The organism is Streptococcus hepaticus, from assembly GCF_043656315.1.
GTDB lineage: Bacteria > Bacillota > Bacilli > Lactobacillales > Streptococcaceae > Streptococcus > Streptococcus hepaticus.
Map to the genome: position 1 here is coordinate 1 of NZ_JBINIY010000050.1, position 445 is coordinate 445.

Consider the following 445-nt stretch of genomic DNA (forward strand, 5'->3'; position numbering starts at 1 on the left):
ACTACTAACACGGACATAGGTTAAGTCTGTCACAAGGGTAGATAAGGGCTTGTGCTCATCAAATTGTCTGTCCAATCGGTTAGGAATAGGTGCCTCGTTTTTCTCCTTAGAATGTGGCTTGAAAGCCGATTTCTGATAAACTGAGAATAGATTGTACTTTTTCATGATACGGCGAATCTGATGACGAGAGACAGTAGCTCCCTCTAATCCAAGAAGCTGTTTGAGTTTCCTGGCACCGTATCAAGTAAGCGACACATGTCTGAAATGCTGTATTTATCCTTGTTAGCAGTGATTATGGCGAAGTTCAATCAGCTCACGCTGTTCCTCCGTAAGATTGTCAATGCTTTTAAACGAACCAGTTGTTTTTTCCTGGCGACCCCACTTATCGAAGGTTGAAGGGGTTAACTCATATTCTTTGATCAGTTCACTGCGTTTTCTACCTGCA

At 42.5% G+C, this 445-nt stretch carries 1 pseudogene; it reads right to left on the reverse strand.

Annotated elements, in window-relative coordinates:
* Window positions 1-445, reverse strand: a pseudogene (locus ACHUFA_RS11045) (IS3 family transposase); the annotation flags it as partial.